At 45.6% G+C, this 6,317-nt stretch carries 5 protein-coding genes and 1 pseudogene; 5 read left to right on the top strand and 1 reads right to left on the bottom strand.

Going from position 1 to position 6,317, the window contains the following annotated elements; translation table 11 throughout:
* Positions 1-48 precede the first annotated feature (48 nt).
* The 5 genes from VIM88_RS06170 (at position 49) to VIM88_RS06150 (ending at position 6,004) form a co-directional block, all read left to right on the top strand.
* A complete protein-coding gene (locus VIM88_RS06170; RefSeq protein WP_331862012.1) occupies positions 49-1,524 on the top strand; it encodes a peptidylprolyl isomerase in 1,476 nt (491 codons plus the stop codon).
* Positions 1,521-2,918, top strand: coding sequence for a cell division protein FtsA (gene ftsA / locus VIM88_RS06165; RefSeq protein ID WP_331862011.1), 1,398 nt, complete (start codon positions 1,521-1,523; stop codon positions 2,916-2,918). The genes VIM88_RS06170 and ftsA overlap by 4 nt, the downstream gene beginning before the upstream one ends.
* 36 nt (positions 2,919-2,954) lie before the next feature.
* On the top strand, positions 2,955-4,106 hold the full coding sequence (gene ftsZ, locus VIM88_RS06160; protein WP_331862010.1) for a cell division protein FtsZ: 1,152 nt from the start codon (positions 2,955-2,957) through the stop codon (positions 4,104-4,106).
* 125 nt (positions 4,107-4,231) lie between these two features.
* The gene (locus VIM88_RS06155) at positions 4,232-4,822 is read left to right on the top strand and encodes a UPF0323 family lipoprotein (protein ID WP_331862009.1); all 591 of its coding nucleotides are present in this window, start codon (positions 4,232-4,234) and stop codon (positions 4,820-4,822) included.
* A 3-nt stretch (positions 4,823-4,825) separates the two neighbouring features.
* Positions 4,826-6,004 (top strand): glutathionylspermidine synthase family protein, encoded by a 1,179-nt coding sequence (locus VIM88_RS06150; protein ID WP_331862008.1) that lies wholly within the window; start codon positions 4,826-4,828, stop codon positions 6,002-6,004.
* Here VIM88_RS06150 and VIM88_RS06145 read toward each other — a convergent pair.
* Positions 5,976-6,317: pseudogene (locus VIM88_RS06145) on the bottom strand (symmetrical bis(5'-nucleosyl)-tetraphosphatase); the annotation flags it as partial. The gene VIM88_RS06150 and the pseudogene VIM88_RS06145 sit on opposite strands and share 29 nt — an antisense overlap.

The raw sequence follows: 6,317 nt of genomic DNA, 5'->3' as shown, positions 1-6,317 counted from the left end.
TTTAGATAGAATATTGTACAAATTTTTTCGATTGAAGGTAGATGAAGTATGATTAGTTGGATGCAAAAACACAATAAATATCTGGTATGGACAATCTGGGTAGCAACCATCGCATTTATTGGTGCAGGTTTTGTAGGTTGGGGAAGTTACAGTTTTGGGTCCAAAGCAGGGAATGTTGCCAAGGTGGGTGACATTGAGATCAAACAGGCAAAACTCAATATGGTTTACAGCAGTCTGTACAACCAGTATAATGAGGCTATGCAGGGCCAGCTGGACGATAAGACCGCTGAAGAGATGGGGCTGGTCAAACAGGCGTTCGCACAATTGGCCACACAGGCCAAAATACTGAACTTTGCCAAAGAGTTGGGCATCATCGCTTCTGATGCTGAAGTAGCCGACAGGTTACAAAATATCCGTTGGTTCCAAAAAGACGGTGTTTTCAACAAAGAGATCTATGAGGGGTATCTGAAAAGTCAAAAACTCAGAGCCAAGGTGTTTGAAGAGACACTGAGAGAAGAGATCATCATTCAAAAGACACTGGCAATGCTCACGACCGAAGCGTTACCGCTTGAAGAAGAGGCGATCGCGGCAGCATTGAACGTAAGTGACAAACTGGCCTACAAAGTGTTGACAGATGGCGACCTGGACTTCGTCCTGGATGAAGCTAAAGTAAAAGCGTACTGGGAAATGCAAAAAGAGAACTTTTTGACAGCAAAATCCTATGAACTTTCGATCGTGTGGACAGAGAGCAAAGAGACGCCTGTGACAGAAGAAGAAGTGAAAGCACATTATGAAAAGAACAGCTTCAACTTTACCGATGCAGCAGGGAAACAGCTGCCGTTTGAAGAAGCCAGACTATTGGCCACCAAAGACTTAAAAATAAAGAAGACAAAAAAAGCTGCACAAAAAGCCTATATCGCTTTCAAAAAAGGCTCTCTTGACAACAGTGAAAGAGTCACACTTCAGGTGGGTGATGCCAAACTGACTGAGGAGATCTGGAATGCACTGGAAGAAGGATCTGCAGGAGAGATATTCAAACCGAAAACTGTCGGGGAACGTTATGCCACTGTCAAGATAGAAGATATCATATTGCCAAGGGTGAAAAGTTATGAAGAGGCAAAAAAAGAGGTGACCGCATTCTATGCCAGCCAGGCGAAAAAAGAAGCGCTTTTTGCATTGGCAGAGACCACCCTTGAAAACTTTGAGGAGAGTAATGCAACAGTATCCGATTTTGTAAAACTAGAAGAGAATGTCAATCTAAATCCATTAAATGATCAAGAAAGTTTACAATTTTTACAAAAACTCTTTACATCATCAAAAGAAAAGGGTATCATAAGCGTATTCGACAAGGTTATAGTTTATAATATTCTAGAACAAAAACTTATGCCGATGGATAGGAATCAGACAGATTTTGTAAAGGATACTGCAGCTCAGCTCAAGCAAAGCACCTTTGAATCGAACCTGATCAAAATGCTAGATAGGAAATATCCTACAGAAGTCTACATGGGAGGGCTTGTAAATTGAGTGACACAATTTTAGCTATTGATATCGGTTCTACTAAAATATGTGCAGTCATAGCTGAAATAGCAGACTCCCAGGTCACGGTTCAGGGGCATGGGATCGCTAAATCCCAAGGGGTTAAGAAAGGCGCTATTACCAATATAGAGCTTGCCTCAAAATCCATCAAGAAAGCCATCAACGACGCAAAACGTATTGCGGGAAGCAACATCACTTCCGCAACGGTTTCCATCTCCAATGCCTATGCCAATAGCCTGAACTCGACAGGTATTGTCAATATTCCGCACAAGGACATCTCCATCAAAGAGATCAACCGTGTGATGCAGACCGCGCTCTACAATGCGAACATCCCCAATGAGTATGATGTGATCCATGTACTCCCTTACAACTTCAGGGTCGATGATCAAGACTTTATAGAAGATCCCTTTGGCATGAACGCGAGCCGCATGGAAGTGGATGTCAACATTATCATGACGCAGAAATCCAACCTTTCCAATCTTAAAAAGGCCGTGCGTTCTGCAGGTGTGGAAATAGACGGTATTGTGCTCAGCGGTTATGCCTCTGCGATAGCGACCATGCATGAAGACGAAAAAGAGCTTGGTGTTGCAGTGATCGATCTGGGCGGACAGACCAGCAACCTGGTGGTACATACCGGAAATTCTATCCGTTATAATGATTTCCTCGGTGTGGGTTCGAACCATATCACCAATGATCTATCCATGGCACTGCATACGCCTTTACAGATAGCAGAAGATGTGAAAATCCACCATGGGAACCTTACTGAAAGCTCTAACGAAGTGGTTGAGCTTCCTATCATAGGAGATGAAAAGAGCCGTAACGGTGTCTCACTGGATATCGTACACTCCGTCATTTTCTCCCGTGTGGAAGAAGCACTGATGATCTTGGCAAAATCGCTGGAAAAATCCGCACTCAAAGAGCAGATCGGTGCGGGTATCATACTGACCGGCGGTATGACAAAACTCAAAGGCATCAGAGAATTGGCACAGGCTATTTTCTCTGGCATGCCGGTAAGGGTAGCCTATCCAGACAATATCAATGGTCTTTTTGATGAACTGAAAGATCCGGCATTCTCTACGGTGGTAGGTCTGCTGCTTTACAAAGCGGGCGGTCACACGCAGTATGAAATAGATTTTCAGCAAACGCTGCTGCACTCCAAAACGGTGCATGAAGAGAATCTAAGCGATATTCGCATAGGTTCCAGTGAACATGACACTATGGAGACAAAAGCGAAAGCTGCCAAAAAAGAATCCAAAGAGTCAAAGCGGCAAGAGGAATCCGATGAATTGTCAACCATCTCGTTCGATGATTTACCGGATATAGACCATGAAAAGAAAAATCCGTTCAAAAAGTTCGCCAATTGGGCCAAACAGCTTTTTTAAGAAAAAATTTATAAAATCCAATAAAAGGGGGAAAAGATGGAAGAGTTCGAAATAGAGATCACCGAGGCAAAATGTCATACAAACGGAGCAAAGATCAAAGCGATCGGCGTCGGCGGCGGCGGCGGCAATATGATCAATCATATGATCAGTGAAGGGGTAAACGGTATCGACCTGATCGTTGCAAATACAGATGCGCAGGCACTGGAAAGTTCCGTTGCACCATTCAAGATGCAGCTGGGGATCAATGCGACAAGAGGGCTGGGCGCAGGTATGGTGCCTGACAAAGGTAGAGAAGCTGCCCTTGAGAGTTTTGAAGATATCAAAAGTATGCTTTCAGGTGCGGATATCGTATTTATTTCTGCCGGACTTGGCGGAGGTACAGGTACGGGTGCTGCACCGATCATTGCACAAGCAGCTAAGGAGATCGGCGCTTTGACGGTCTCTATCGTGACCAGTCCTTTTAAATTCGAAGGCAGAAAAAGAACCAAACTTGCAAGAGAAGGTCTGGAAGAACTGAAAAGAGAGAGCGACTCTATCATTGTGGTACCTAATGAAAAACTGCTTTCCATTGTTGAGAAGAACCTTGGTATCAAAGAGAGTTTCAGAATGGTAGATGACATCCTTGCCCAGGCGGTAGGCGGCATCTCCAAAGTGATACTGTCCCACGGTGAGAATGACATCAACCTTGACTTTGCCGATGTCAAGACAGTAATGAGCCACAGAGGTCTTGCTTTGATGGGTGCAGGATACAGTTCGGGAACCAATGCAGCCTATGATGCGGCAAAATCTGCGATCGAGTCTCCATTGCTTGACAATATCTCTATTGACGGCGCGATGGGTGTATTGGTACACTTCGACATTCACCCTGATTATCCTATCATGGAGATCGGTGAAGCGATGAATATCGTTGAAGAGAGTGCGGATGAAAATGCTTCGGTCATCTTTGGTACGACCACCAATCCAAGTATGGCAGTGGATGAAGTCAGGATCACCATCGTTGCAACCGGATTTGAAGACAAGAGCGCTGTTTCTGAACCGACAGTGACGAAACAGGAGACGCTTTTAACTTCAAACGCCTGTAATATCAACACACTGCGCTCTGCCAATAAGATGGTCGTAGGCGGTTACAATGGCGACAATGAAGATATTTTGGATGTGCCGACCTTCCTCAGAAAGCAGATGGACTAACGACCCCTTTTTTGCTGCAGATCGAAAGCAGAGAGCCTCTTCCTTCTCTGCTTTTCCCCCTTCCTTTTTCTTGCTATTAACTATTTTTTGCTATGATTCCCCCAAAACTAATTTATGGATGGAATATGAAACATTTAAGAAAGTTTTCAACCATTGCAACCGCTACAGGTCTTGGTACCCTTTTGGCCACAGGGCTTACAGGGTGTTTCGGTGACAATCAGCAGCAGCAGGAACAGAGCAAAGCACAGCATGCCTTTGTCATCATAGAAGAGACCGCACCAGGAAGATACAAGATAAAAGATGAATTTCCCGCAGAGGAGACACGTATCGTACTGCAGCAGCTTGATGGGACTGAGAGGGTCCTGACCAAGCCTGAAATGGATGCCCTCGTCGCTGAAGAGGCAGCCAGGATCGACAACGGAACTTCCAACCTCACCCAGGAACAGAATCCTCAAATGTCACAACAAGGCGGTATGGGTTTGGGTGAGATACTTCTATCCAGTATGGCTGGTGCTGTCATCGGTTCCTGGATAGGATCCAAGCTTTTTGGCAACCAGAATTACCAGAACAACAGAAAAGCCGGATACAAATCCCCTTCCACCTATACAAGAAGTCAGAAAAGTTTTGATGCCGCTAAAAAAAGCAGCGCCAAGAGAAGCGGATTTTTTGGCAGTAAAAGCACTTCAAGCCGTTCCGGCGGCTTCTTTGGTGGCTAAAAGATGCTGAATTTACAGAAAACGGTTCCCCTGGACACCGACTATCTAGAATCACTCGGATTCGTATGGCATACAGACAGTGATGAGACAAGCTACATCTCTGACGAACTGGTTGTCCTGTCCGAAGCAGAGGCAGAAGCCTATTATGAAGCAGCCAATACACTCTATGACATGTACATCGAAGCAGCCGAGCATGTCATCGAGAACAATCTCTTCCATGAGCTGGGCATACCTTTCAACCTCGTCGAAGTCATCAAAGCGTCCTGGGAACATGATGTACACTGGCACCTATACGGACGTTTTGATTTGGCTGGTGGGGTTGACGGAAAGCCTATCAAACTCTTGGAATTCAATGCAGACACCCCTACGGCACTGTTTGAAACGGCCATCGTACAGTGGGCCATACTGAAACAGAACGGTATGGAAGAAGCAAGCCAGTTCAATGGACTTTATGAAGCACTGGTTGACAACTTCAAACGTCTGGTGACCTTGGAGGAGGATGTTTCTGACTTCGAGGCACGTTATGACGGCTGGAACTTCCTCTTCACTTCGGTCAAGGGAAATTCAGAAGAAGAGAATACGGTAAGACTCCTGCAGCATATCGCTACAGAAGCCGGTTTCAACACCGAATTCGCCTATATCGATGAGATAGAGTTCTCCCCTGATGAGGGCATCTTTTATCAGGATAGGCACTATGAACTCTGGTTCAAACTGATCCCGTGGGAAGACATCGCATTGGAAGAGTCGGACCTGGCCATGCTTTTGACCAATATCATCAAAAATCAAAAGGCGATCATCTTCAACCCGGCCTATACCCTCCTCTTTCAAAGCAAGGGACTGCTCAAGGTCCTGTGGGACCTCTACCCGAACCACCCTCTTCTTCTTGAGAGTGCTTTTGAACCCTTGCAAGGAAAGAAACAGGTAAGAAAGCCTGTCTTTGGCAGAGAAGGCGGCAGTGTCACTATCCTGGATGAAAACGCACAGGAGATAGAGAGTGTTGAGGGGGAGTATGACAGTCATAAGATGGTCTATCAGGCCTATAGCGAACTTCCGACCGATACACAGGGGCGATCCTACCAGGCAGGTGTGTTCTATGCGTATGAGGCATGCGGCCTTGGCTTTAGAAAAGGCGGAAAGATACTGAACAATATGTCTAAATTTGTGGGGCATCTGGTAAAGTAGTCCCTTCTGCTTCACCTTCCTCTTGTTTGCTGCATGGTACAGAGACGATCTGTACTTGCTCCCTGTCAATGCGTGCCGCAGTGAGTTCACCGCCCCACACACATCCTGTATCCAGAGCCAGCACATGTTCATCCTGATAGAGTCCCAATGCTGACCAGTGCCCCATGATAATGCGCAGATCTATATCTTTACGATACTCACATTCGAACCAGGGTTTTAACTCCTGTTCCCTCAGTTCATCTGTAGGCGGACCTTTCTGGTCAAAATCGAGTCTGTGATCCCCATAACAAAAACGCATACGTGTAAAGGCACT

This window comes from Sulfurovum sp. (assembly GCF_036568385.1).
GTDB lineage: Bacteria > Campylobacterota > Campylobacteria > Campylobacterales > Sulfurovaceae > Sulfurovum.
This window is presented reverse-complemented; position numbering and strand designations above follow the sequence as displayed.